23 protein-coding genes are annotated in these 24,345 nt (G+C 72.8%); 7 read left to right on the forward strand and 16 right to left on the reverse strand.

The window, feature by feature from the left end; all coding sequences use genetic code 11:
- Nucleotides 1-37: 37 nt before the first annotated feature.
- The 10 genes from KSP35_RS02885 to KSP35_RS02930 all read right to left on the reverse strand — a co-directional run bounded on the left by KSP35_RS02885 (nucleotide 38) and on the right by KSP35_RS02930 (nucleotide 10,254).
- Entirely contained in the window at nucleotides 38-517 is a 480-nt protein-coding gene (locus tag KSP35_RS02885) for a rhodanese-like domain-containing protein (RefSeq protein ID WP_216998766.1), read from the reverse strand.
- 62 nt (nucleotides 518-579) lie between these two features.
- Nucleotides 580-1,728, reverse strand: coding sequence for an acyl-CoA dehydrogenase family protein (locus KSP35_RS02890; RefSeq protein WP_216998768.1), 1,149 nt, complete (start codon nucleotides 1,726-1,728; stop codon nucleotides 580-582).
- 67 nt (nucleotides 1,729-1,795) lie between these two features.
- Nucleotides 1,796-2,704: a hypothetical protein gene (locus tag KSP35_RS02895; RefSeq protein ID WP_216998770.1), complete on the reverse strand. Its 909-nt coding sequence runs from the start codon at nucleotides 2,702-2,704 to the stop codon at nucleotides 1,796-1,798.
- A gap of 117 nt (nucleotides 2,705-2,821) precedes the next feature.
- Nucleotides 2,822-3,307 (reverse strand): Lrp/AsnC family transcriptional regulator, encoded by a 486-nt coding sequence (locus KSP35_RS02900; RefSeq protein WP_371748946.1) that lies wholly within the window; start codon nucleotides 3,305-3,307, stop codon nucleotides 2,822-2,824.
- A 31-nt stretch (nucleotides 3,308-3,338) separates the two neighbouring features.
- On the reverse strand, nucleotides 3,339-4,454 hold the full coding sequence (gene ald / locus KSP35_RS02905) for an alanine dehydrogenase (protein ID WP_371748631.1): 1,116 nt from the start codon (nucleotides 4,452-4,454) through the stop codon (nucleotides 3,339-3,341).
- A gap of 110 nt (nucleotides 4,455-4,564) precedes the next feature.
- Nucleotides 4,565-5,944: an aspartate aminotransferase family protein gene (locus KSP35_RS02910; protein WP_216998772.1), complete on the reverse strand. Its 1,380-nt coding sequence runs from the start codon at nucleotides 5,942-5,944 to the stop codon at nucleotides 4,565-4,567.
- Nucleotides 5,945-6,086: 142 nt separating this feature from the next.
- The gene (locus KSP35_RS02915; RefSeq protein ID WP_216998774.1) at nucleotides 6,087-6,968 is read right to left on the reverse strand and encodes an ABC transporter permease; all 882 of its coding nucleotides are present in this window, start codon (nucleotides 6,966-6,968) and stop codon (nucleotides 6,087-6,089) included.
- Nucleotides 6,965-7,864: an ABC transporter permease gene (locus KSP35_RS02920; protein WP_216998776.1), complete on the reverse strand. Its 900-nt coding sequence runs from the start codon at nucleotides 7,862-7,864 to the stop codon at nucleotides 6,965-6,967. Before KSP35_RS02920 ends, KSP35_RS02915 begins: the two co-directional genes overlap by 4 nt.
- Nucleotides 7,865-7,873: 9 nt before the next feature.
- A complete protein-coding gene (locus tag KSP35_RS02925; protein ID WP_216998778.1) occupies nucleotides 7,874-9,082 on the reverse strand; it encodes a PotD/PotF family extracellular solute-binding protein in 1,209 nt (402 codons plus the stop codon).
- Between the two features lie 5 nt (nucleotides 9,083-9,087).
- Nucleotides 9,088-10,254 carry an ABC transporter ATP-binding protein gene (locus tag KSP35_RS02930; protein ID WP_216998780.1) on the reverse strand — a complete coding sequence of 389 codons (1,167 nt, stop codon included), beginning with the start codon at nucleotides 10,252-10,254 and terminating at the stop codon, nucleotides 9,088-9,090.
- A 226-nt stretch (nucleotides 10,255-10,480) separates the two neighbouring features.
- Here KSP35_RS02930 and KSP35_RS02935 point away from each other — a divergent pair, with 226 nt between their 5' ends.
- The gene (locus tag KSP35_RS02935; RefSeq protein WP_216998782.1) at nucleotides 10,481-11,905 is read left to right on the forward strand and encodes a gamma-aminobutyraldehyde dehydrogenase; all 1,425 of its coding nucleotides are present in this window, start codon (nucleotides 10,481-10,483) and stop codon (nucleotides 11,903-11,905) included.
- 75 nt (nucleotides 11,906-11,980) lie between these two features.
- On the opposite strand, the gene KSP35_RS02940 is transcribed toward KSP35_RS02935, so the two are convergent.
- The 4 genes from KSP35_RS02940 to KSP35_RS02955 all read right to left on the reverse strand — a co-directional run bounded on the left by KSP35_RS02940 (nucleotide 11,981) and on the right by KSP35_RS02955 (nucleotide 16,098).
- Complete coding sequence (locus tag KSP35_RS02940) at nucleotides 11,981-12,415, reverse strand: hypothetical protein (RefSeq protein ID WP_216998784.1); 435 nt, start codon at nucleotides 12,413-12,415, stop codon at nucleotides 11,981-11,983.
- Between the two features lie 218 nt (nucleotides 12,416-12,633).
- Nucleotides 12,634-13,806, reverse strand: coding sequence for an FAD-binding oxidoreductase (locus tag KSP35_RS02945; protein WP_254126954.1), 1,173 nt, complete (start codon nucleotides 13,804-13,806; stop codon nucleotides 12,634-12,636).
- A gap of 343 nt (nucleotides 13,807-14,149) precedes the next feature.
- Nucleotides 14,150-15,628, reverse strand: coding sequence for a hypothetical protein (locus tag KSP35_RS02950; protein ID WP_216998788.1), 1,479 nt, complete (start codon nucleotides 15,626-15,628; stop codon nucleotides 14,150-14,152).
- Nucleotides 15,625-16,098, reverse strand: a complete 474-nt coding sequence (locus KSP35_RS02955) for a hypothetical protein (protein ID WP_216998790.1) — start codon at nucleotides 16,096-16,098, stop codon at nucleotides 15,625-15,627. Before KSP35_RS02955 ends, KSP35_RS02950 begins: the two co-directional genes overlap by 4 nt.
- A gap of 93 nt (nucleotides 16,099-16,191) precedes the next feature.
- On the opposite strand from KSP35_RS02955, the gene KSP35_RS02960 reads away from it, so the two are divergent.
- Genes KSP35_RS02960 through KSP35_RS02975 form a run of 4 tightly spaced genes read left to right on the forward strand, consistent with a single transcriptional unit; the run spans nucleotide 16,192 to nucleotide 20,691 of the window.
- Nucleotides 16,192-17,490, forward strand: coding sequence for an aspartate aminotransferase family protein (locus KSP35_RS02960; RefSeq protein WP_216998792.1), 1,299 nt, complete (start codon nucleotides 16,192-16,194; stop codon nucleotides 17,488-17,490).
- Nucleotides 17,487-18,209, forward strand: coding sequence for a thiamine diphosphokinase (locus KSP35_RS02965; protein WP_216998794.1), 723 nt, complete (start codon nucleotides 17,487-17,489; stop codon nucleotides 18,207-18,209). The genes KSP35_RS02960 and KSP35_RS02965 overlap by 4 nt, the downstream gene beginning before the upstream one ends.
- Nucleotides 18,210-18,261: 52 nt before the next feature.
- A complete protein-coding gene (locus KSP35_RS02970; protein ID WP_216998796.1) occupies nucleotides 18,262-18,699 on the forward strand; it encodes an SRPBCC family protein in 438 nt (145 codons plus the stop codon).
- Entirely contained in the window at nucleotides 18,700-20,691 is a 1,992-nt protein-coding gene (locus tag KSP35_RS02975) for a glycogen-debranching protein (RefSeq protein ID WP_216998798.1), read from the forward strand.
- A gap of 98 nt (nucleotides 20,692-20,789) precedes the next feature.
- Here the strand turns inward: KSP35_RS02975 and KSP35_RS02980 are convergent, their stop codons facing one another.
- Both KSP35_RS02980 and KSP35_RS02985 read right to left on the reverse strand, forming a co-directional pair.
- The gene (locus KSP35_RS02980; protein ID WP_216998803.1) at nucleotides 20,790-21,428 is read right to left on the reverse strand and encodes an ankyrin repeat domain-containing protein; all 639 of its coding nucleotides are present in this window, start codon (nucleotides 21,426-21,428) and stop codon (nucleotides 20,790-20,792) included.
- A 70-nt stretch (nucleotides 21,429-21,498) separates the two neighbouring features.
- Entirely contained in the window at nucleotides 21,499-22,341 is an 843-nt protein-coding gene (locus KSP35_RS02985; protein WP_216998805.1) for an ABC transporter ATP-binding protein, read from the reverse strand.
- A gap of 93 nt (nucleotides 22,342-22,434) precedes the next feature.
- Between KSP35_RS02985 and npdG the strand changes: the two genes are divergently transcribed.
- Nucleotides 22,435-23,175 (forward strand): NADPH-dependent F420 reductase, encoded by a 741-nt coding sequence (gene npdG / locus KSP35_RS02990; RefSeq protein WP_216998807.1) that lies wholly within the window; start codon nucleotides 22,435-22,437, stop codon nucleotides 23,173-23,175.
- Between the two features lie 29 nt (nucleotides 23,176-23,204).
- Entirely contained in the window at nucleotides 23,205-24,323 is a 1,119-nt protein-coding gene (locus tag KSP35_RS02995) for a cysteine--tRNA ligase (RefSeq protein ID WP_217002077.1), read from the forward strand.
- Nucleotides 24,324-24,345: the final 22 nt, after the last annotated feature.

Genomic DNA, 24,345 nt, shown 5'->3' on the forward strand with positions numbered 1-24,345 from the left:
ATACCCCGACGCCTGGGCCGCCGGACCAGGGCCACCGTCAGCAGGCGCAGCCGACCTCCGACACCGGGCCCTCGCCCGCACGGGAGCCCTCGACCGGGAAGCCCTCGGCCTGCCACGCCGAGAGGCCGCCGATGAGCTCCTTGACCCGGAACCCGAGGGCGGCCAGGTTGGCCGCGGTGCGGGTGGAGGCGTTGCAGGCGGGGCCCCAGCAGTACGTGACGTAGAGGGCAGCCGGGTCCAGGTCGGCCGTGGTGGCGGCGTCGATGGTGGCGTGCGGGAGGTTCACGGCGCCGGGGAGGTGGGCCTCGGCGTAGCCGCCGGGCCGGCGGCCGTCGACGACCACCAGCCCGCCCACGCCGGCGGCGAGGTCGGCGTGCAGGTCGGCAGGGTCGGTCTCGAAGGCCAGCTTGGCCCGGAAGTGGGCGAGGGCGGCCTGGGGGTCGGCGGCGGGCACCGCCTCGACCGCCCCGGCGGGCCGGGCGACGGGGGTGGGGGAGGCGGTGGGCGTCTGGTCCATGCGCCGAACGCTACGACGGCGCGCCCACCTCGGTGCAGCGAGTACTCGGCAGGCGAGGGGCCTCAGACGCCCAGGGAGCGCCCGATGATCTCCTTCATGATCTCGGTGGTGCCGCCGTAGATGGTGGTGATCCGGGCGTCGGTGTAGGCCCGGGCGATGGGGTACTCGAGCATGTAGCCGTAGCCGCCGTGGAGCTGGACGCAGGTGTCGACGGTGCGCTTCTGCAGCTCCGTGCACCACCACTTCGCCTCGGCGGCCTCCTCGGCGGTGAGCTCGCCGACGTTGAGCGCCTCGATGCAGCGGTCGACGAACACCTGGGCGATGTCGATCTCGGTGCGCAGCTCGGCCAGCCTGAACCGGCTGTTCTGGAAGGCGCCGACCGGCTGGCCGAACGCCGTCCGGTCCTTCACGTACTCGAGCGTCCAGCCGAGCGCAGCCTCGGCGGCGGCCACCGCGCTGGCGGCGATCGACAGCCGCTCCTGGGGCAGGTTGTGCACCAGGTGCACGAAGCCCTGGCCCTCGGTGCCGAGCAGGTTGGCCACCGGCACCTGGACGTCGGTGAAGAACAGCTCGGCGGTGTCCTGGCTGTGCAGCCCGACCTTCTCCAGGTTGCGACCGCGCTCGAAGCCCTCCATGCCGCGCTCGAGGATGACCAGGCTCATGCCCTTGTGGCGTTGCGTCGGGTCGGTCTTGACCGCGGTGATCACCAGGTCGGCGTTGATGCCGTTGGTGATGAACGTCTTCGAGCCGTTGACCACGTAGGCGTCGCCGTCCCGGATGGCCGTGGTGCCCATGGAGGCGAGGTCCGAGCCGATGCCGGGCTCGGTCATGGCGACGGCGGTGATCAGGTCCCCGGAGACGATGCCCGGGAGCCACCGCTCCTTCTGCTCGTCGGTGCAGAGCGAGAGGAAGTACGGCAGGCAGATGTCGTTGTGCAGCGTGATGCCCAGGCCGGCGCCGCCGGTGCCGGCGCGCTGCAGCTCCTCGCCGATGATGAGGTTGTAGGTGAAGTCCTCCACGCCGCCGCCTCCGTAGGCCTCCGGCACGTCGGTGCCGAGGAAGCCGGAGGCGCCGGCGGCCGAGAAGAGCTCGCGGGGCACGATCCCGTCGGTCTCCCACTGGAGGTGGTGGGGCACGATCTCCTTGTCGACGAACTGCCGGAAGGCGGCCCGGAACATCTCGTGCTCGTCGGTGAAGATGGTGCGGCGCATGGGCCCATCCTGCCAGCCGGGCCCGGTGGCCCGGCCAGCCGGCGCCGGGCCGCTCACGCCAGCGGGATCAGCCGCCCATCAGCTTGTCCAGCAGCGCATCGGCCTTGGCGCCGGTCAGCACCTTGCTGGCCTCGGGGGCATCGGGCACCTCGACGTCGTCGCCGACGTCGGTCAGCTCGACGGTGTAGTCGCCGCCGAGTGGCACGCCGCTGGGGGCGTCCACCTCGAGCTGGAAGGTGCGGATGATGCCGTCGTCGCCCACCCAGACGTCGATGTTCAGGTCGACCGGCTTCTCCGAGGTCAGCGAGAGGGCGCTCTTGAACGCCTCGGCATCGGCCCCGGCGCCCTCGACGGCTTCGTCGTAGGTCAGCGTGGTGGAGTACTGCTGGGTCTCCACGCCGTCGATCTCCTTGGTGCCCTCGGCCTTGGTGCCGTCCGCGCCGCGGAGGGCGACGATCACGCCGATGAGGTCGACGGGTGCGAAGTTGTCGGAGCTGGTGAGCAGGTCGGCGTCGCCCTCCACCCAGGACTTGCCGTCGGGGATGGTGACGCCCACGTCGCCCTCGGCGTTGATCCAGAGCTTCTCGCCGTCGGCCAGCAGCTTGAGCTGGCCCTGCTGGCCCTTCCCGCCGTCGATGGTGATCTCGGCGTCGGCCACCAGGCCCTCGTAGTCGATCGACCCGTCCGTGGTCAGCTGGAACTTCTGGGCGCCGACGGTGAGGTTGGCCTCGGACTGCACGGAGAACCGGGGGTTGTCGAGCGTGGCGTTCACGGCGTCGGCCACGGCCTGGTCGGGGTCGTCGTCGGGGGCGATCGTGGTCGAGGTGTCGCCTTCGGTCGTGGTGGTCTTCCCGTCGTCCGCCGTGGTCGTCGTCTTGCCGCCATCGCCACCGGCGTCGGACCCGCCGCCGCTGGTGGAGCAGGCGGTCACGGACAGCAGGGCGGCCAGGGCCACGACGGCAACGGGTCGGCGCATGGGGATCGGGAGCTCCTCGGGGTGGAGGCGCCGCACCGGCGCCGGGTCCGCCCGTCCCTACCCGACCCTGAACCCGACAAACCCCCCGAACCGCCCAGTCCGCGAGCGCAGCTGCTGCTAGCGGGTGCCCCAGGAGTAGGTCTGCTTGACCAGATCGAGGTAGGTGAAGGCCTCGGCGCTGCGGACGCCGGGGGTGGCGCGGATGACGTCGTTGAGCAGGACCATCAGGTGGTCGGCGTCCTCGCAGACCACCTCGAGGAGCAGGTCGAAGCCGCCGGAGGCGATGACCACGTAGTCGATCTCCGGGAGGTCGCCGAGGTTGGCGGCCAGCGCCCGCAGGTCGCCGTCGGCCCGCACGCCGATCATGGCCTGGACGGTGAAGCCCAGCGAGAGCGGGTCGGTGACGGCCACCACCTGCATGACGCCGGAGTCGATCAGGCGCTGCACCCGCTGGCGCACCGCCGCCTGCGAGAGCCCGACCTCGGGGCCGAGCTTGGCGTAGGACATGCGGCCGTCGACCTGGAGCGCCCGCACGATGGCCTTGTCGATCTCGTCGAGCACGGGCGGGGCGGGGCGGGCGGCCGAGCGGCCGTTGCGGCCCACGGGGGCGGTGGAGCGGGTGGGGCCTCCCACGTCAGCCCGCTCCCAGCAGCTCGGCCAGGGGCCGGTGCTCCTTGCCGAGCGCTTCGGCCACGGTGGCGTTGGCGATGGCACCGCCGACGGTGTTCACGCCGAGGGCCAGCGCGTCGTCGCGGCCCACCGCGGCGGCCACGCCGAGCGAGGCCAGCTCCGAGAGGTAGGGGAGCGTCACGTTGGTCAGGGCGTAGGTCGAGGTGTGGGGCACGGCCCCGGGCATGTTGCCCACGGCGTAGTGGATGACGCCGTGCTGCTCGAACACCGGGTCGTGGTGGGAGGTCTCGTGGGAGGTGGCGATGCACCCACCCTGGTCGATGGCGATGTCGACCACGACGGCGCCGGGCTTCATGGCCTTCACCAGGTCCTCGTCGACCACGATCGGGGCCTTGCCGCCGGCCACGAGCACCGCGCCGATCACCAGGTCGGCCTGGGTGACCACCCGCTCCACCTGGCCGCGGTTCGAGGCGAGGGTGGTGACCCGGCCCATCTGGATCTGGTCGACGTAGCGGAGCCGGTCGATGCTCTTGTCGAGCAGGTCGACCTCGGCCTCCAGGCCGGCGGCCATCCAGGCGGCGTTCCAGCCGACGTTGCCGGCCCCGAGCACGACCACGCTCGCGGGCCGGACGCCGGGGGCGCCGCCGAGCAGCACGCCCCGGCCGCCGTTGTGGCGCTCCAGGAAGTGGGCGCCCACCTGCACCGACATGCGCCCGGCGACCTCGCTCATGGGCGCCAGCAGCGGCAGGGCGCCGCCCTCGGTCTGCACGGTCTCGTAGGCGATGCCGGTGGTGCCGGCGGCCAGGAGGGCGTCGGCCACGCCCGGGTAGGCGGCGAGGTGCAGGTAGGTGAACAGCACGAGGTCCGGTCGCAGGAACGCGAGCTCGGACTCCTGGGGCTCCTTGACCTTGCAGATCAGCCCGGCCCGCTCCCAGACCTCCTCGGCGGTGGCCACCACCTCGGCGCCCACCGCGGCGAACTCGGCGTCGGGGATGCTGGCGCCGAGGCCGGCGCCGGCCTGCACCAGGACCGACACGCCGTGGCCGTGGAGCTCGCGCACCCCGTCGGGCGTGATGGCCACGCGACCCTCGTCGGGCTTGATCTCGGTGGGCACGCCCACCAGCAGCGGTTCCGGGGTTCGGGGGGGAGCTCATCGGGGTGACCGTCCTTCGCGTCGTTGCGGTGGTGGTGCGAGCGGGTGGCAGGTGTGGTGGCGGCGGGCCGTGGGGCTCAGTGGCCCATGGCCTCCATGGCGTCGAGCAGGGCCAGGCGGATGATGCGGCCGATCTCCTCGAACTCCTCGGGCCCGGCGGTGAGCGGCGGCGACAGCTGGATGACGGGCTCGCCGCGGTCGTCGGCCCGGCAGAGCAGGCCCTCGGCGATGAGCTTCGGGGTGAGGATGCCGCGCAGGAGGCGGTCGGACTCCTCGGCGGCGAACGTCTCCTTGGTGGTGGTGTCCTTCACCAGCTCGATCCCGTAGAAGTAGCCCATCCCCCGCACGTCGCCGACGATGGGCAGGTCGAGCAGCTCCTCGAGCGTCTTGCGGAACAGCGCCTCGTGGCCGGTGACGTGGCCGAGCAGGCCCTCCTGCTCGATGAGGTCGAGGTTGGCGAGCGCCACCGCGCAGCTCACCGGGTGGCCGCCGAAGGTGATGCCGTGCAGGAACGCCTCGTCGGCATCGAGGAAGGCGTCGGCGATGCGGTCCGACACCATCACCCCGCCGAGCGGCGAGTAGCCCGAGGTCAGGCCCTTGGCCATGGTGATCATGTCGGGCTGGTAGCCGAGCCGATCGGCGCCGAACCACGAGCCGAGGCGACCGAAGGCGCAGATGACCTCGTCGCTCACCAGCAGCACGCCGTGGCGATCGCAGATCTCGCGCACCTTGGCGAAGTAGCCCTCGGGCGGGGTGAAGCAGCCGCCGGAGTTCTGCACCGGCTCCAGGAACACCGCCGCCACCGTCTCGGGCCCGGCGGCCACGATGGCGGCCTCGATGGCCTCGGCCGGCGCCAGCAGCGCCTCGGGCGAGGTGTCCTCGTAGCGGTAGGAGTTGGTGTTCGGAACCTTGATCCCGGCATCGGAGAGCATCGGGGCGAAGACCTCCTTGATGCCCTCCAGCCCGGTGATGGTGAGGGCCCCGAGCGTGGTGCCGTGATAGGCGAGCTCGCGGGAGATGACCTTGTAGCGGCCGGTGTCGCCCCGCATCACGTGGTACTGCCGAGCCAGCTTCCAGGCCGTCTCCACGGCCTCCCCGCCGCCGGTGGTGAGGAAGACCCGGTTGAGGTCACCCGGGGCCAGCGCCGCCAGGCGGGTGGCCAGCCGCACCGCGGTGGGGTGGGCGTAGGTCCAGACCGGGAAGTAGGCGAGCTGCTCGGCCTGGGCGGCAGCGGCCTGGGCCAGCTCGCGGCGGCCGTGGCCGGCCTGCACGGTGAAGAGCCCGGCCAGGCCATCGAGGTAGCGCTTCCCGGTGTGGTCCCACACGTAGCAGCCGTCGCCCCGCTCGATCACCAGCGTGCCGCCGGCGTCCTCGGGCGTGAGCTTGGAGAAGTGGCCCCAGAGGTGGGCGCTGGCCAGCGCCGAGAGGTCTTCGGTGGGGGTGGAGGTGGTGGTCACGGTACGGCTCCGAACGAGAGGGGTGGCCCGCAGGCCGACGCAAGCTTCCCTTGTCCAAGGACCCCTTGGCAAGCGATCCGCTCGTTTGCTCACTGGCAGACGAGCGAAACCACCGCGTCGGTCGCCCCGGGAGGCTCCGGGGTCAGGTGGTGGCGGCCTTCTTGATCGTGCGCCAGGCGCCGATGGCCATGAGCCCCAGCGTGAACAGCAGGATCATGGTGGCCAGCACCTGGACCTGGGGCGGGATCTCCACCTTGTTGGCGTTGAAGATCTGCATCGGGAACGTGGTGGTGGCGTCACCGGCCACGAAGCTGGTGATGATGTAGTCGTCGATCGACAGGGCGAACGACAGCAGGGCGGCTGCGGCGATGCCCGGCAGGATCAGCGGGAACGTCACCGTCCAGAAGGTGCGCAGCGGCGAGGACCCGAGGTCCATGGCGGCGTCCTCGAGGCCCCAATCGAAGCCCCGCATGCGGGCCTGCACGGTGAGGGCCACGAAGCTCACGCAGAACAGCACGTGGGCGATCACGATGGTGGTGAACCCGAAGCCCACGTTGCGGGCGAAGAAGAGGGTGAACAGCGACGAGCCCATCACGATCTCGGGCGTGGTCAGCGGCAGGATCACGATGACGTTGACCAGGCCCTTGCCCTTGAACTCGTACTTCGACTGGGCGAGGGCCATGAGCCCACCGATGACCGTGGCGATCAGCACCGACACCGCCGCCACCTGGAGGCTGGTGATGAGGGCGTCCTTGTACTCCGGCTTGTCGAACGGGTGGGCCCAGTTGTCGAGGGTGAACTGCTTCCACGCCGTGTTGAACTTGCCGGTGGGCTTGTTGAACGAGAAGGCGATGATCACCAGGATCGGGGCGAAGAGCCACAGGTAGACCACCCAGGCCCACAGCCCCAGGATGCGGCTGCTGAGCTTGCGACGCTCGCCGATGGGGGCGGGTCGGTCGTCGGGCAGCGTGTCGGTGATCGCCGGGGTGGGCGAGGGGGAGGGCGGCGTGGCGGTGGCGGTCATGCGGCCAGCTCCTCGGTGCCGAGCACCTTGGCGTACAGGAGGACCCCGGCGGTGATGATCGCCATGAAGATGAACGACAGGGCGGCCGCCGCCGGGTAGTTGCTCTCCGACAGGAAGAGCTTGTCGATCTGCGAGCCGATCATCGACGTGTTGGCGTTGCCCAGCAGGTTGGCGTTGATGTAGTCGCCGGCGGCGGGGATGAACGTCAGCAGCGTGCCGGCGAAGACGCCGGGCAGCGACAGCGGCAGGATGATCTTGCGGAACGCGTTGGCCGGCACGTCGTAGAGGTCACGGGCGGCGTCGAGCAGGTTGATGTCGATCTTCTCGAGGCTCACGTAGATCGGCAGGATCATGAAGGCCACGAAGTTGTAGGTGAGCCCGCCGATCACCGCCTGCGGGGTGCCGAGGAACGCCCCGTTCGAGGTGAGGTGGAGGAAGTCCGTCACCCCGGTCAGGTGGAGCTCCCTGATGAACCAGATGGTGGGGCCCTGGCGGCCGAGGATGGTCTTCCAGGCGAGGGTGCGGATCAGGAACGAGGTGAAGAACGGCACCATCACCAGGCCCAGCAGCACGCTGCGCCACTTGCCGGCCCGGAACGCCAGGAAGTAGGCGAGCGGGTAGCCGATGGCGATGCAGAGCACCGTGGCGATGGCGGCGTAGCCGAAGGACCGGTAGAGCTGGGTGTCGAAGCGGCTCACCGCGTCGGAGAAGTTCGACCACCGCCAGTCGAACGTGTAGTTCGGCAGCCAGGGGTCGGGCTTGGTGGACAGCGCGATCTTCAGCAGCGTGCCCATGGGCACGAGGAAGAAGAGGATCAGCCAGAGCAGGCCCGGGCTGAGCAGCGCGTAGGTGCCCTTCCGGCCCTTGCGCAGCGAGGTGTTGCTGGTGCCAGCCATGTCGTCCCCTCAGCCCGTGATGTCGTTGAAGCGGCTCTGGATGTCGATCTCGTCCTGCTGCTCCAGGTCGCCGAAGACCTGCAGCCGCTTCTGCACCGCGTCGTCGATGAAGACCAACGGGTTCTCGGCCACCTCGGCGCTGTCGCCGCCGGCCTTCTCGAGCACCTCGCGCACGCCCTTCACGGGCGACACGTAGCCCACCCACTCGGTGATCTGGGCGGCGTGCTCGGGGTCGTAGACGTAGTTCATCCAGGTCTCCGCGTCGCGCTTCTGGTCGGCGCCCTTCGGGATCACCATGGCGTCGAACCACTGGGTGCCGCCCTCTTCGGGGACGATGAACTCGATGCCGAGGTCCGGGTCGAGCGAGTAGACGTCGCCGCTCCACGCCACGCACACCGCGTAGTCCTGGCTCTCGAGGCCCTGGAGGTACTCGTTGCCGGTGAAGTGCACGATCTGGCCGTCCTGCTTGGCCTTCTCGATCTTGTCCATGGCGTCGTTGATGTCGTCGGGGTTCGCCTCGGCGACGCTCTTGCCCATGCCGAACATCGTCAGGCCCACCGAGTCGCGCATCTCGGTGAGCATCGAGACCTGGCCCTTGAACTTGGGGTCGAACAGGTCGTTGGCGCTGGTGAGCTTCCGCCCGGTGAGCTTGGGGTTGTAGGCGATGCCGGCGATGCCCGCCTGCCACGGCATGAAGTAGTGGGCGCCGGGGTCCCACGCCAGGTTGGTGTAGGCGTCCTCGAGGTTCTTGTGGTTGGGGACGTTGGCCAGGTCGATCTCGTCCAGCCAGCCCAGCTTCTTGAGGCGGGCGGCCATCCAGTAGGTGGGCGCGGTGAGATCGGCGTTGATCTTCTTGCCGCGCCCGAGCAGCGGGGAGAACGACTTGTTGAAGTAGGCGTCGTTGTCGTTGAAGTCGGTGAGGTACCGGACCTTGATCCCCGTCTCCTTCTCGAAGTTGGAGAGCGTGGTGCCCTTGCCGGTGTTGGAGCCGGAGTCGTCCTCGTCGATGTAGGCGGCCCAGTTGCTGAAGGTGAAGTCGCCGCTGCCCGGGGTGGAGCAGGCGGCGAGGAGGTTCGGGGCCAGCAGGGCGGCGCCGAGGCCGAGGCCGCTGCGCTGCAGGAACCTGCGGCGGGTGAGCGCACGGGTGATGTCGACGGCGGCAGCCAGCTCGGGGTCGCGCGGTCGGCCGGGGCGGGGGTGGAACGGTCGGGGGGCCATGGCGCTCAGGCCTCGTCGGTGGCGGCGTCGCCCTTGGGGGCGGCCGGGGTGCCGGGCAGCAGGACGCAGGCGTCGTCGGACCAGCTGGCCTGCACCTGGTCACCGGGGATGGGCAGGCCGTCGCGGCGGGCGGGCACGTGGGCCACCACCAGCGAGCCGTCGGCCAACCGGGCCTCGTAGCGCACCACCGGGCCCTGGAACACGAGCTCGGTGACGGTGGCGTCGACGGTCCAGCGGTCGGGGTGGGCGGAGTCGGCATCGATGTAGACCCGCTCGGGGCGGACCATGAAGGTGCCGGTCTCGCCGATGGCCAGGCCCGAGCGGTCGTTCTCGACGTCGAGCTGGCGCCCGGCCACCTCGACCGTGGTGGTGGTGCCGGCCCGGCCCACCACCTTGGCGGTCCAGAGGTTGGCCTGGCCGATGAAGCCGGCCACGAAGACCGAGGCCGGGTGGTCGTAGATCTCCCGAGGGGTGCCGATCTGCTCGACGTGGCCAACGTTCATGACCGCAATGCGGTCGCTCATCGTGAGCGCCTCCTCCTGGTCGTGGGTGACGAAGATGAAGGTGATGCCCACCTCGCGCTGGATGCGCTTGAGCTCGAGCTGCATGCCCTGGCGCAGCTTGAGGTCGAGGGCGCCGAGGGGCTCGTCGAGCAGCAGGGCCTTGGGGTAGTTCACCAGCGCCCGGGCCAGCGCCACCCGCTGCTGCTGGCCGCCGGAGAGCTGGCCGGGGCGGCGCTTGGCGAAGTCGGTGAGCCGCACCACGCCGAGCAGCTCGTCGACCCGCTTGGCCACCTCGTCCTTGGGCAGCTTCTTGGCCCGGGGCCCGTAGGCGACGTTGTCCCACACGCTCATGTGCGGGAAGAGGGCGTACTGCTGGAAGACGGTGTTGACGTCGCGCTTGTTCGGCGGGACCCGCGACACGTCCTGGCCCTCGAGGCGGATGGCCCCGGAGGTGGGCGTCTCGAAGCCGGCGATCATCCGGAGGGTGGTGGTCTTGCCGCAGCCCGACGGGCCGAGCATCGAGAAGAACTCGCCCTGGGCGATGGAGAAGTGGGCCTCCTTCACCGCGGTGAAGTCGGCGAACTCCTTGGACACGTGGTCGATCTCGATCACCGGGCGGGCGTCCGCCCCGGTGGTCGGGGCGGTCACGGCGGCTTCGGTGGTCGACATGGGCGTCCTCGGTGCGGCGGGGGAACGGCGCGTGCTGCTATGACGTCGGTCACGTCATCGGGCCTGTCGTCACGTTCGCACGGAAGTCCCGGCGGGGCAAGAGAATCCATCGTTTCCATCGTGTTTCGCGAGTGGATCCCTTGCCAGGGCAGGGCTCGGCGCCCAGGATGTGCCGGATCGCACGCTCGCCCGAGGGCGCGCACCACCCCTCGACGGAGGTTCCCCCATGGCCGACGGCCGGCAGTTCATCGGCGGCGAGTGGCTCGACGCCCTCGGCGGCGGCACCGACGAGGTCCTGGCCCCGGCCACCGGCGCCCACCTCGCCACCGTGGCCTCGGGCGATGCCGCCGACGTCGACGCCGCGGTGGCGGCCGCCACCGAGGCCTTCGGCGCCTGGGGACGGACCACGCCGCGCGAGCGCGGCGAGAAGCTGCTGGCGCTGGCGGATGCGGTGGAGCGCGACCTGCCGGAGCTCAAGCGGCTGGAGATGGCCAACGTCGGCAAGCCGGCGTCGATCGTCGACTTCGAGTTCGACCTCACGGTCGACAACCTCCGCTTCTTCGCCGGCGCTGCCCGCTGCCTCGACGGGGCGGCGGCGGGCGAGTACCTCCCGGACCACACCTCGATGCTGCGGCGCGAGGCGCTCGGCGTGGTGGCCGGCATCGCGCCGTGGAACTACCCGCTCAACATGGCCACGTGGAAGTTCGGCCCGGCGCTCGCCGCGGGCAACACGTTCATCCTCAAGCCCAGCGAGCTCACGCCGCTCACCGCCATCCGCCTGGCCGAGCTGGCCGCCGACATCTTCCCGCCCGGCGTGTTCAACGTGGTGCTGGGCCAGGGCGCCACCGTCGGCGACGCCATCGTGAAGCACCCCGGCATCGCCATGGTCTCGCTCACCGGCGACGTCGGCACCGGCAAGCTCATCGCCCGCAACGCCGCCGACACCCTCAAGCGGGTGCACCTCGAGCTCGGCGGCAAGGCCCCGGTCGTCGTCTTCGACGACGCCGACCTCGACGCCGTGGTGGCCACCCTCGCCGAGGCCGGCTACTACAACTCCGGCCAGGACTGCACCGCGCCGTGCCGGGTGCTGGCCGGCCCCGAGCGCTACGACGACCTGGTGGCCGCGCTGGCCGACGCCGCCGGTTCGCTCGCCACCGGCGACCCGTTCGATCCCGCCACCGCGGTGGGCCCGGTGATCTCGGCCAAGCAGCGCGACCGGGTGGTGGGCATGGTCGAGCGGGCGGTCGACGACGGCGCCGAGGTGGTCACCGGCGGATCGGCGCTCGACGGCGACGGGTTCTTCTACCGGCCCACCGTGCTGGCCGGCGCCGACCAGCGCAGCGAGATCGTGCAGCGCGAGGTGTTCGGCCCGGTGATCTCCGTGCAGCGCTTCACCGACGAGGCCGAGGCGGTGCGGTGGGCCAACGACGTCGACTACGGCCTCGCGTCATCGGTGTGGACGAGCGACGTCGGCCGGGCCATGCGCATGGCGCGCGACCTCCGCTTCGGCACGGTCTGGGTCAACGACCACATCCCGATCTGCTCGGAGATGCCTCACGGCGGCTTCAAGAGCAGCGGCTACGGCAAGGACATGTCCATCCACGCCATCGAGCACTACACCGAGCTCAAGCACGTCATGATCAAGCTCTGAGCGCGACGAGGGCCGCCGGGCCGGCTCCGGGTGGAGCCGCTCGGCGGCCCTCGGTCGGCCGGTGGGTGGGGCAGGTCAGCCCTGGCCGCACTCCTTGAGGCCGTACTTCTTCAGGTCTTCGCTGGCCGCCTTGATGTCCTTGTCGGCGGCCAGCTCCTCGGTCTTGCTGGGGTCGGCCTTGACCTTCTCGAAGGCGGCTTCGGAGGCCGACAGGTCCTTGTCGAGCCGGTCCTCGTCGCCCTTGGGGAAGCCGAGGTCGCGGACCTTCGAGATCTGCTCGAGGCTGGCGGTGGCGGCCTTCACGTAGAAGGCCTCGAGGGCCTTCTGGTCGGTGCCGTCGACGCCGTCGGAGAGCTTGTCGATCTCGGCGTCGCCCTTCTTGCAGATGGCGTCGGCCTGCTTGGTGAAGTCGGCCTTGGAGATGGCCTTCGAGTCGCTGCTGCCGCACGCGGTGGCGCTCAGGGTGAGCGCGGCCGCGAGGGCGAGCGCGAGCAATCGGTGGTTGCGCATGGTGGGTTCCCGTCCTGTGTGGTTCGTCGCCTGGCGGGGGCCAGGGCGGCGACGACCGTAGCCCGACCGCGGCCCCGATCCCTGCACCCCGCTGCCCCGACCTTCTCGAGCCGCCCCCCACTCGAACTTGTGGGCCGAGGCTGCCGGTTTCGGCGGTCTGGGCCCACAAGTTGCGAAGGGGGGTGGGGGTTGGTGGTGGGGTGGGGGTTGGGGGTGGGTCAGGCGCGGTCCTGGTAGCGGTACCACTGGCCGACGAGGGGGAGGTAGGCGCGGCGGAAGCGGTGGAGGGGGATGGGGCGGTGGCGCAGCTCGGCGAAGGCGGGCGGCGGGGTCTCGCCCAGCACGGTCTGGCCGAGGCGGTGGCCCAGCCAGGTGTTGAGGGCCACGCCGGAGCCGTTGCAGCCGGTGGCGTACCAGGCGCCGCGGATCCGGCCGACGTGGGGGAGCCGGTCGAGGGTGATGGCCACGTTGCCGCCCCAGCGGTGCGTGATGGCGACGTCTCGGAGTTGGGGGTGGACCTGGCGCAGCGAGGCGGCGAGGTGGTCGCCGGCGTCGGCCACCGAGGCGCGGGCCAGGCTGCGGCGGCCGCCGAAGAGCAGCCGGCCGTCGGGTGAGAGGCGCCAGTAGAAGAGCAGGTTGCGGGTGTTGACGAACATGCGGCCCTTTGGGCTCACCTCGGCAGCGAGGGCGGGGTCGAGCGGCTCGGTGGCCACGATGAAGCTGCCGATGGGCAGGACCCGGCGGGCCAGCTCGGGCAGCAGGCCGTCGGCGTAGGCGTTGGTGGTGACGACGACGTGGTCGGCCTCCACCACGCCGTCGGGCGTGTGCACCCAGTGGCCCCGCCCCACGTCCTCCAGCGCGGTGGCCGGGCACCGATCCCGCACGGTCGCCCCGGCATCGAGGGCGAGGCGGGCCAGGCCGGCGTGGAGCTTGGCCGGGTGCAGGCCGCCGGTGCGGTCGTAGACCACGGCACCGTGGAACGCGTCGGACCCGATCTCGTCGCCGAGGTCGGCCCGCTCGACGAAGCGGACCGGCTCGCCGAAGGCCTGGTGCTCCTCGGCCACCTCGCGCAGGTGGGGGACCACGCGGGCGGCGTGGGCCAGGTAGAGCTGGCCGCTGCGGACGTAGTCGCAGCCGATGGCCTCGTCGGCGATGAGCGCCTCGAGGTGGTCGAAGGCCTCGTTCACCTCCTGGTGCAGGCGCAGGCCGAGCTCGCCGTAGGTGCGCTGCAGCGTGGCCGGCCCCGCCTTCAGCTCCGGGATGGCCATGCCGCCGTTGCGGCTGTGCGCCCCGGTGCCCAGCTCGTCCTTCTCCAGCACCAGCACGTCCCGCCCGGCGCGAGCCAGGGTGCGGGCCGCAGCCAGCCCGGCGAAGCCGGCCCCCACCACCACGGTGTCGACCCGCCCCGGGAGCGCCCCCCCCGCTCGCCCACGGTCGGCACGGCCACCTGCTCCTGCCACAGCACGGCATCACGCGGAGGAGCGGTCACCCCCCCGAGCCTCGCACGCACGACCACCCGACCCCACCCACAGCCCACCCCGGCGAACTTTGGGTCTGAGGCCCGTGCGCGCGCCGGTGTGGGACCCAAAGTTTCGGGGAAGCGGGCCAGCCACTGGTGAACTTTGGGTCTGAGGCCCGTGCGCGCGTCGGTGCGAGACCCGAAGTTCGGGACGTAGGGCCGGGGGCGTGGGGTCGGACCTGGAGCTCGGGGGAAGTGGGCGGTGGCCGGCGCGGTCAGGTGGCGAAGAGGGTGATGGTGATGCCGACGGCGCCGGGGCCGACGAACTTGACGTAGTAGGTGCCGGGGACGACCACGGCCTTGCCGGGGTCGTCGTCGCAGGCGAGGCGGGGACCGCTGACCACCGTGCCGGTGCTGTCGAAGAAGGCGTAGCCGGGCTGGCCGGGCTCGTACTCCTCGTTCGGGCACCCGAGGTCGGTCGACTGGGCGCCCAGGGTGCTGCGCTCGTCGACGGTGAACGAGAACGTGGCGGTGGCGGTGCCGTCGAGGTCGGCGCCGGGGGTGAGCGTGTCCGACACGTCGGCGGCGCCGGCGCGGTCCTTCGCCGACAGCGTGATGCCGTCACCCCGGCGAGGGTCGTCGCCCGAGCCCGAGCCGGCGACCACCTCGGCCAGCCGGTCGACCAGCTTGGCGATGGTGGCCCGCAGCGACGCGTCGCCGGCCACCCGCTGGCCGAAAGCCCGGGCGGGGGCGACCCATGCGTCGACGCCGGTGAGGCCGACGTCGTAGGCGCAGGCGTCGCGGGCGAAGCCCTCGACGACCCCGGCGCACGCCTCGGTGCCGGCGGCGCGATCGGGCTCCTGCTGCTCGGTGGGGAACGAGTCGTCGACGTAGTCGGCGGTGTGCAGGCCGTCCTGGTACGTGAACAGGCTCTCGGCGTCGGTCAGCTGCCAGGAGCGGACGAGGTCGTCGGCCTCGCCCTCGGCGACCACCTCGCCGTCCCGGGTGGTCCGGTCGTTCGCGGCATCCCCGTCGTCGGAGCCGAGCACACCGCGTCGGTCGCCGGTGGCCTCGCGCCACTGGAGGTCGAAGCTGAGCCACCCGTCGTGGACGGTGACCCGGGCCTGCGACAGGTCGGGCCACACCACGATCACCGTGTCGGCCGGTCCCTCGGCGCCGGCTCGCCAGACCCCGACGGCCCCGCCGTCGTCGAAGCCGAACTGCTGGGCCTCGCCGGCGGGGGCGGCCTTGCCGTCCACCAGCACCGTGCCGTCGACCTCGACCTGCACCCGCTGGTCGCCCACGCCGAACGCCAGGGCGGAGATGGCGGCGGCCGAAGGCGACTGCTTCCACGGCTGGGTCCGGGCCTGGACCTGCTGGCCGGGCACGCCGCTCGACAGCAGGAACTCGCCGAGCACCTGGGAGGTGACGTCGACGCCGTCCTCGGTCAGGTAGTGCGGCTCGCCGATGCCGCCGCTCGGTGCCTTGCCGGGCGGTCCGGGCGGCTCGGTGTAGGTCGGCGGCGGGATCTCGGTCGAGCCTCCGTCGCCGTCGTAGGAGGTCCTCGTGCCGTCGGGGCCCTCGTAGTAGTCGCCGTCCGGGCCCACGTGGGCGCTGCCGCCATCGGGGTACGACTCGGTGTAGTTCCCCCGGTCGTCGTAGCTGCCGCTGGACACGTCGCCCTTCGGGCCGACGTGGATCAGGCCGTCGGGCGTGTCCACGTCGAGCGACCCGTCGGGGTTCCACTGGGTCATCGAGTCGTCGTCGAGGTCGTACTCGCGGCGCGCCCCCCCGGGTACGAGTCGCTCGAGCCCTTGCCGCCGCTGCTCTTCGGCGGCGACCGGTCGATCGTGTGCCAGCCCGGCGCGGTGGTGCCGTTCAGCTTCACCGGTCCCTTGGCCGGGGCCGCCGCGGTGGACCGGATGCTCCGGAGCCCTCGGCGGAGGTTGGTGGTTGCCACCTGCTCGACCTCCTCGGTGTCCAGGTGCAGCGGCGGCTGCGCCTCGCCGTCGGGCTGGGCGCCGAGGCGCTCGGTGCGGACGCCGGAGTCGTCGCCGGGCGGCACGGTGGTGGTCGAGGCCCGGTCGGGCGTCATGGTCGTCCTCGTGCTGCCCGTCGCCTTGGCGCCGTCGGAGCCGTCGCTGCTGCACGCCGCCAGCACGAGCGAAAGGGCGAGCACGGCGGCCACCACGCGCGACCGGTCGAGGTGCGATCCGTTGCCCATGTGCGCTTCCCGTCGTCCCGCCGGTCCCGCTCGGCCCGGTCGCCCCGCACGATACGCGCGGCCCGGCCGCCGTGTCGCTGCCACCATGGAGCCGTGACCGCCCACGACGACCTGCTGGCCCGCCACCGCGAGGTGCTGCCGTCGTGGCTGGCCCTCAACCACGAGCACCCCATCGCCCTGGTCGACGGCGAGGGCCGCCACGTGACCGACGCCGAGGGCAGGCGCTACCTCGACTTCTTCGGCGGGATCCTCACCACCATGGTCGGCCACGCCGTGCCCGAGGTGGTCGACGCCATCCGCACCCAGGCCGGGCGGATGGTGCACACCAGCACGCTCTACCTGGTGGAGCCCATGATCGCCCTGGCCGAGCAGATCGCCCGCCTCTCCACCATCCCCGACGCCAAGGTGTTCTTCACCACGTCGGGCACCGAGGCCAACGAGGCGGCCCTGCTGGTGGCCTCGACCGTGCGGCGCTCGAACCAGGTGCTGGCGCTGCGCAACAGCTACCACGGCCGCTCGTTCGCCACCATGGGCATGACCGGCAACCGGGGCTGGTCGCCCTCGAGCCTCAGCCCGTTCGTGGTCCACTACGTGCAGAACGGCTACCGGTTCCGCAGCCCGTTCGGCCACCTCGACGACGCCGGGTTCACCGCCGCGGTGGTGGCCGACCTGCGCGACGTCCTGCTCACGTGCACGTCGGGCGACGTCGCGGCCATGGTCATCGAGCCCATCCAGGGGGTCGGCGGCTTCACGGTGCCGCCCGACGGCATGTGGGGCGCGGTCCAGGAGGTGCTGCGCGAGCACGGGATCCTCTACGTGTCCGACGAGGTGCAGACCGGCTGGGGCCGCACGGGCGACCACTTCTGGGGCTTCCAGGCCCACGGCGTGCAGCCCGACCTCCTGACCTTCGCCAAGGGCATCGGCAACGGCCTGCCCATCGCCGGCGTGGTCGGCCGGGGCGAGCTGATGGACTCGGTCACGGCCAACTCGATCTCCACCTTCGGCGGTGGGCCGTTGGTGGCGGCCGGTGCCCTGGCCACGCTGCAGTACGTGCTCGACCACGACCTCCAGGCCAACGCCGCCCAGCAGGGCGCTCGCATCCGGGCCGTGCTCGACCCCCAGGCCGACCGGTTCGCCGGCGTCGGCGAGGTCCGGGGCCGAGGCCTGATGATCGGCGTGGAGCTGGTCGACCCGGTCGACGGGATCACGCCCGACCCGGCGGCGGCCGCTGCAGTCATGGAGGCGTGCCTGCACGCCGGGCTGCTGGTGGGCAAGGGCGGCCTGTTCGGCAACTGCTTGCGGGTGGCCCCGCCGCTGTCGGTGACCGCCGAGGAGGCCGACGAGGGCGCAACGATCCTCGCCGCTGCCATCGAGTCCGTGCTCGGCGCGTGACCAGGCGCGTGGTCGTCGTCGTCGGCGGCGAGGTCGACGGGTACGGCCCGGCCGCCGCGGCGGGCGTGCCCGAGGGAGCGATCGTGGTGGCCGCCGACTCGGGCCTGGACGCCGCCCTCGCCCTCGGCCTCCGCGTCGACCACCTGGTCGGTGACCTCGACTCGGTCTCGGCCACAGCGCTGGCCGCCGCCGAGGCCGCCGGCACCCACGTCTTCCGCCACCCGGCCGACAAGGACGCCACCGACAGCGAGCTGGCCGTCGCCTTCGCCCTCGGCCTGCTCCCGTTCGAGGGCGGCGAGCTGCTGGTGCTGGGCGGGGGCGGGGGCCGGCTCGACCACCTCCTCGCCGACGCCCTGGCGCTGGCCGCCCCGGTGCTGGCCCACGTCGAGGTCACCGCCCGCTTCGGGCCGGCGACGGTGACCGTCGTCCGGCCCGCCCGCCCCCGATCGGTGCGGGGCCGGGTGGGGGAGCAGGTCTCGCTCCTTCCGCTGCACGGCCGGGCGCGGGGCGTCACCACCACCGGCCTGCGGTGGCTGTTGGCCGACGCCGACCTGGTGCCCGGCACCACCCGGGCCGTCAGCAACGAGCTGGTGGCCACCGAGGCCACGGTCGAGATCACCGAGGGGGTGGTGCTGGTGGTCCAGCCCGGCACCGCCGCCGCTCCCGTCACGCCCCGCACCACCCCCTACGACCCCACCCCCGTCGACCCCACTGCCTGAACCGGAGCGCCGATGTGCCGGGCCCGTCGGCGGGGCTGCGACACTGGCGGGGATGGACGTCGTCGCCACGCTGGTGGCCCCTTGCTCGCCGGACGAGCTCTTCGCCTGGGTCTCGGACCTCGAGCGGTACCCCGAGTGGCTCGAGATCGTCACCAAGGTGGTGCCGTCCGACGAGGGGGCGTGGGCGGTCGACCTGCGGGGTCGGCTCGGCCCGCTGGCCCGGTCCAAGCGGCTGCGGATGGTGCGCGGCGACGCCACCGGCCCGTACGCGGCGCGCTTCGAGCGGGCAGAGCTCGATGGGCGCGACCACAGCCCCTGGGTCCTCACCGCCCAGGTGGCGCCCGACGCCGAGGGCTCGCACCTCCGCATGGGCCTGCACTACGGCGGCGGCCTGTTCGGCCCCGTGCTCGAGCGGGTGCTGCGCGACGAGATCGAGCGCTCGCGCCTGCGCCTGCTGGGCCTGGTGACCGCCTCGGCCGAGCCCGCCTAGGTGGCGGTCGACGAGGTGCTCGGCGCCACCGTCGGGACCGAGGGCACCACCTTCGTGGTCTCCTCCGGCGTGGCCGAGCGCATCGAGCTGTGCCTGTTCGGGACCGACGGGGCCGAGGCCGACCGGGTCGACCTCACCGGCGACCGGGACGGCCTGTGGCGCGCCACGGTCGCCGGCGTCGGCCACGGGCAGCGCTACGGCTTCCGGGTGCACGGGCCCGGCGACCCGGCGGCCGGCCACGCGTGCGACCCGGCCAAGCTGCTGGTCGACCCCGCCGCCCGGCGGGTGGCGGGCGAGCTGCAGTGGAGCCGTGAGCTCGTGGCGCCGGGCGTCGACTCGTCGCCGCTCGTGCCCCGCTCGGTGGTGGTGGCGCCCCTGGCGCCCGTGCCGGCGAGCGAGCGGCCGGGCACGCCCTGGGGCCGGACCGTCGTCTACGAGGCCCACGTCGGCCAGCTCACCGCCCGCCACCCGCTGGTGCCGGCGGTCGCCCGAGGTCGCTACCCGGGCCTCGCCGCGCCGGCGGTGGTCGACCACCTCCAGCGCCTCGGCGTCACCGCGGTGGAGCTGCTCCCGGTCCAGCAGTTCGTGAGCGAGTCGTTCCTCGCCACGGCCGGGCGGCAGAACGTGTGGGGCTACAACCCGCTCGCGTGGGGCGCGCCCCACGCCGGCTACGCCACGGCCGGCGGTGACCCCGTCACCGAGCTGCGGCGAGCCGTGGCGGCCCTGCACGAGGCCGGCATCGAGGTGTGGCTCGACGTCGTCTACAACCACACCTGCGAGGGCGGGCTCGGCGAGGGCCCGATCCTGTCGCTGCGAGGCTTCGACAACGCGGCGACCTATCGCCTCATCGCCGGCCCCGGCGGCCTCGTCGACGACGACGTGACCGGTTGCGGCAACAGCGTCGACACCCGCTCCCCGTCGGTGCGACGCCTGATCCGCGAGACGTTGGTGCGCTGGGTGCAGGACTTCGGCATCGACGGCTTCCGCTTCGACCTGGCCGCCACGCTGATCCGCGGCGACGACGGCCCCACGGCGGCCTCGGCCTTCCTGGCCGACCTGGCCGCCGAGCCCGCGCTGCAGGACGTGAAGCTGGTGGCCGAGCCCTGGGACACCGGGATGGGCGGCTACGCCCTCGGCCGCTTCCCGGCGCCGTGGCGCGAGTGGAACGACCGCTTCCGCGACGACGTGCGGGACCTCTGGCGGGGCCAGGCCGGGTGGAGCCAGGGCGCCGCCGCCCTCACGGGCACCGCGGCCACCTTCCGCACCCCGGGCCGCGACGCCACGGCCGCGATCAACCCGGTCACCACCCACGACGGGTTCACCCTGGCCGACCTCGTGACCTACGACGAGGCCCGCGAGAGCGGCCACCACCAGCGCTCGTGGAACGGCGGCCTCGAGGGGCCGACGGCCGACCCGGGGGTGCGGGCCGGGCGCCGCCGGCGCCAGCGCGCCCTGCTCGCCACGCTCCTCTGCGCCCAGGGCGTGCCGCTCCTGCTGGCCGGCGACGAGCTGGGCCGGAGCCAGGCCGGCCAGGCCAACGGCTACACCCTCGAGGCCGACGAGTGGGGCGTGCCGTGGCCGGAAGCCGACTGGGACCTGGTGGCCTGGACCTCGGCGGCGGTCGCCCTGCGCCACGCCCACCCGGCGCTGCGCCGCGTCGGCTGGGTCGACCCCGCCGACACCGTCGTGCGCTGGCTCACCGAGGCCGGCACGCCGATGGGCGACGCCGACTGGACGGACCCGGGCCGCCGCTCGCTCCAGGTGGAGGTGAGCGGCGTCGACCTCGGCGGCACCGACCTCGTCCTGCTGTTCACCACGGGCGGCGGCGACGCCGCCTTCACGCTGCCCGACGGCACCTGGCAGGTCCAGCTCGACGCCGCCTGGCGGCGCCCGCCCGACGCCGGTCGCCGCCCCGTCGTCACCGGCACGGCCACCGTCCAGGGCCCCGGCTTCGCCGCCCTCGAGCGCATCCGTCCCGTCCACGCCACCTGACCGATCCCGCCCCGGGCCCGGCTCGATCCTGCGGGCGGACCGGGCCGGATCGCGTCGCTGGAGCGACCAGTCGCCAACCCCGTTCGAGGGGGTGGGGCTCAGGGGAGGAGGGCGAGGATCCGGGGGTCGGTGGTGAGCTGGGCGGCGGAGCGGCCGTCCTCGGTGGTGACGTAGGGGTCGGCGCCCCGGCCGAGCAGGAGGGCCACCATCTCGGCGTCGTTGTGGGCGGCGGCGGAGTGCAGGGCGGTGATGCCGTGCTCCTGGGTGGCGTCGACGTCGGCGCCGCGGTCGAGCAGCAGGTGCACGATCACGGTGTTGCCGGCGGCCGCGGCGCTGTTGAGCGGGTGGAGCTCGGTGCCGTTGGCGGCCACCGCCTGCGGGTCGGCGCCGCGGGCGAGCAGGACCTCGGCGGCCTTGGTGTGGCCGAACCACGCCGCCAGGTGGAGCGGGGTGAACCCGTCCGGGGCGTGCTGGTTGACGAGGTCGGGGTCGTCGTCGATGAGGTCCCGCAGGACGTCGACGTCGCCGAGCGCTGCGGCGTCGAAGACGTCCGGGGCCACGCCGCACCGCTCGAGCGGCACCGCCAGCTCCGGGTGCCCGGCGTAGGCGGCGGCCCGCAGCGTGGTGAGCCCGTCCCGGGTGGATCCGGCCAGCGTCGGCGCCGCTTCCAGGATCCGGTCGAGCTCGTTCTCGTCCCCCGCGGAGATCGCGGTGAACAGCTGGTCTGCGTCGGTCACGCGGGTTCCCCCTCGGGTGAGGGGGGTCACGTTAGGTCACCCGGTCGGCGGGCGCGATCCCCGCTCGCGTTCAGCGGGGCCGGGCCCAGGCGCGCCAACGGCCGTCGTCGTTGGCGACGCGGACGTCGAGCCCGAAGGTCTCGCTCAGCGTGGGCTCGGTGAGCGTCTCGGCGATGGGCCCGGCGGCCACGACGGCGCCGGCGCGCAGCAGGAGGACGTGGGTGAAGCCCACGGGGATCTCCTCGACGTGGTGGGTGACGAGGATCGTGGGCGCGGTGCGGGGGTCGGCCACCAGGTCCCCGACGCGGGCCACCAGGTCCTCCCGGGCGCCGAGGTCGAGCCCGGCCGACGGCTCGTCGAGCAGCAGCAGGTCCGGCTCGGCCGCCACGGTGCGGGCCAGCTGGACGCGCTGGCGCTCGCCCGAGGACAGGGTGCCGAAGGTGCGGCCGGCGAGGTGGGCGGCACCGACGCGCTCGAGCGCCTCGGCGGCGCGGTCGCGGTCCTCGTCGGTGTAGGTGTGCCACCAGGGCTCGAGGGCGCCGTGGCGGCTGGTCATCACGACGTCGCTCACGTCCAGGTCCGGCCGGAGCTGGTCGGCCATGGCCGCCGAGGAGAGACCGATCCGGGTGCGGAGCGGCCGCACGTCGGCGCGGCCGAGCTGCTCGCCCAGCACCCGGACCGTGCCCACCGTGGGGTGCAGCCACAGCGACGCGATGCGGACCATGGTGGTCTTGCCGGAGCCGTTCGGGCCGAGCACCACCCAGCGGTCGGTGGGCGCCACCCGCCAGTCGACCCCCTGGAGCAGCCACCGGCCGTCGCGCCGGATCCCGACGCCGGCCAGGTCCAGCACCGGCTCGGCGGCGGGGCCCTGCGTGGGGGCGGCGGGGGAGGGGGATGCAGCGGGCTCGGGCACGGCGGCGACGGTACCGGGAGCCGGCGCGAGGCCCCCACCCGGTTGCGCCCGAGGGTTTGCCGAACGCGAGGGCCGGGCTTCTAGGGTGACGCCGTGCAGATCGGCATCCTCGGAGGAACCGGCCCCGCCGGCAGCGCGCTGGCGGCGCGCCTCGCATCAGTCGGCCACGAAGCCATCATCGGCTCACGGTCCAAGTACCGCGCGATGGAGGTGGTCGACAAGCTCCAGGCGGAGTGGAAGGGCCGGAAGCTCAACATCGTCGCCGGCGACAACGCCATGGCCGCCGCCGCCGAGGTCGTGGTGATCGCCACGCCCTGGGACGGCGCCTACGGCACGGCCACCTCGGTGGCCGACCTGCTCGAGGGCAAGGTCGTCATCTGCATGGCCAACGCCCTCACCCGCACGGGCAAGGAGTTCCAGCCGCTGGTCCCGCCCCGTGGGTCGGTGGCCGCCACCGTGCAGGCGGCGGTGCCGAAGTGCCACGTGGCTGCGGGCTTCCACCACGTGCCGGCGAAGGAGCTCGGCGACCTCGACCACCCGATCGAGTCCGACGTGCTGATCTGCAGCGACTTCCCGCACGCCACCGAGGTCACCGCGGGCATCGTGGCGTCGGTCGGCAACCTGCGGCCGCTCGACGCCGGCGGCCTGTCCCAGGCCACCCCGATCGAGTCCTTCACCGCCGTGCTGCTGCAGCTCAACGTCCACTACAAGACGCGGGTCGCGGTGAAGTTCACCGGCATCCCGGAGCTGGCCCCGAACTCCGCCGAGCCGGCCAGGAAGGCCAAGCCGGCCGCCCCGGCCAAGGCCGACGAGCCGGCCGAAGAGGGCGCGTGAGCACCGGGGCGCTGCAGCCCGAGGGGCCGATGCGCCTCTACGACACCGCCCGCCAGGCCGTCGTGCCCTTCGAGCCGGGCGAGGTGGTCACCATGTACACGTGCGGCATCACGCCGTACGACGCCACCCACTTCGGCCACGCCGCCACGTACCTCACCTACGACGTGCTCCAGCGCCGCCTGCGCGACCGCGGCCACGACACCAAGTGCGTCCGCAACATCACCGACGTCGACGACAGCCTCCTGGGCAAGGCCCGCGAGCTCGGGGTCCACTACCTCGACCTCGCCGCCGGCGAGATCGCCCGCTTCGACGACGACATGGACGCCCTCGGCATGATCCCGAGCTGGAGCGAGCCCCGCGCCACCTCGGCCATCGCCGACATCCGGGGCTTCATCGGCATGGTCCTCGACCGCGGCCACGCCTACACCGCCGGGGGCGCCGTCTACTTCGACGTGGGCTCGTGGCCGGCGTTCGGCGAGGTCAGCCACTACGACCGGGCCACCATGCTCGAGTACGCCGCCGAGCGGGGCGGCAACCCCGACGACCCGAACAAGCGGGACCCGCTGGACTTCATCCTCTGGCAGCCCAGCCAGCCCGACGAGCCGTTCTGGGAGTCCCTGTGGGGGCCCGGCCGCCCCGGCTGGCACATCGAGTGCTCGGCGCTGGCGCTGCGCGAGCTCGGCACCACCATCGACCTCCACGGCGGGGGCGGCGACCTGATCTTCCCGCACCACGAGTGCGAGTCGGCCCAGTCCGAGGCTGCCACCGGCGAGCCCTTCGTGCGCCACTGGATGCACCAGGCCATGGTCCGCATGGACGGCGAGAAGATGTCGAAGTCGCTCGGCAACCTGGTCTTCGTCAGCGAGCTCCGCAAGGAGTGGGACACCCGGGCCATCCGCCTGGCCGCCGTGGTCCACCACTACCGCACGCCGTGGGAGTGGGACGACACGATCATGCCGGCCGCCGCCGCCCGCCTCGATGCCTGGAACGCCGCCGGCCAGGGCACGGGCGGCCTGCTCGATGCCCGCGCCGCCCTCGACGACGACCTGGACACCCCCACGGCCGTCGCGGCCATCGACGCGGCCGCCGCCGCAGGCCAGGGCGTCAGCGCCGCGGCCGCCCTGCTCGGGGTCCACCTCGACGCCTGATCCCACGCTCCGTGAGATCCCG

It is taken from the genome of Aquihabitans sp. G128 (assembly GCF_019048865.1).
In the GTDB taxonomy this organism is placed as follows: Bacteria; Actinomycetota; Acidimicrobiia; order Acidimicrobiales; family Iamiaceae; genus Aquihabitans.

Coding starts and splice junctions, on each gene's coding strand:
- KSP35_RS02940 (WP_216998784.1), bottom strand. CDS start 12,415: ATGCGCAACCACCGATTGCTCGCGCTCGCCCTCGCGGCCGCGCTCACC.
- KSP35_RS02955 (WP_216998790.1), bottom strand. CDS start 16,098: ATGGGCAACGGATCGCACCTCGACCGGTCGCGCGTGGTGGCCGCCGTG.
- KSP35_RS02970 (WP_216998796.1), top strand. CDS start 18,262: ATGGACGTCGTCGCCACGCTGGTGGCCCCTTGCTCGCCGGACGAGCTC.
- KSP35_RS02995 (WP_217002077.1), top strand. CDS start 23,205: ATGCGCCTCTACGACACCGCCCGCCAGGCCGTCGTGCCCTTCGAGCCG.
- KSP35_RS02885 (WP_216998766.1), bottom strand. CDS start 517: ATGGACCAGACGCCCACCGCCTCCCCCACCCCCGTCGCCCGGCCCGCC.
- KSP35_RS02895 (WP_216998770.1), bottom strand. CDS start 2,704: ATGCGCCGACCCGTTGCCGTCGTGGCCCTGGCCGCCCTGCTGTCCGTG.
- KSP35_RS02890 (WP_216998768.1), bottom strand. CDS start 1,728: ATGCGCCGCACCATCTTCACCGACGAGCACGAGATGTTCCGGGCCGCC.
- KSP35_RS02935 (WP_216998782.1), top strand. CDS start 10,481: ATGGCCGACGGCCGGCAGTTCATCGGCGGCGAGTGGCTCGACGCCCTC.
- KSP35_RS02950 (WP_216998788.1), bottom strand. CDS start 15,628: ATGACCCAGTGGAACCCCGACGGGTCGCTCGACGTGGACACGCCCGAC.
- KSP35_RS02925 (WP_216998778.1), bottom strand. CDS start 9,082: ATGGCCCCCCGACCGTTCCACCCCCGCCCCGGCCGACCGCGCGACCCC.
- KSP35_RS02920 (WP_216998776.1), bottom strand. CDS start 7,864: ATGGCTGGCACCAGCAACACCTCGCTGCGCAAGGGCCGGAAGGGCACC.
- KSP35_RS02930 (WP_216998780.1), bottom strand. CDS start 10,254: ATGTCGACCACCGAAGCCGCCGTGACCGCCCCGACCACCGGGGCGGAC.
- KSP35_RS02915 (WP_216998774.1), bottom strand. CDS start 6,968: ATGACCGCCACCGCCACGCCGCCCTCCCCCTCGCCCACCCCGGCGATC.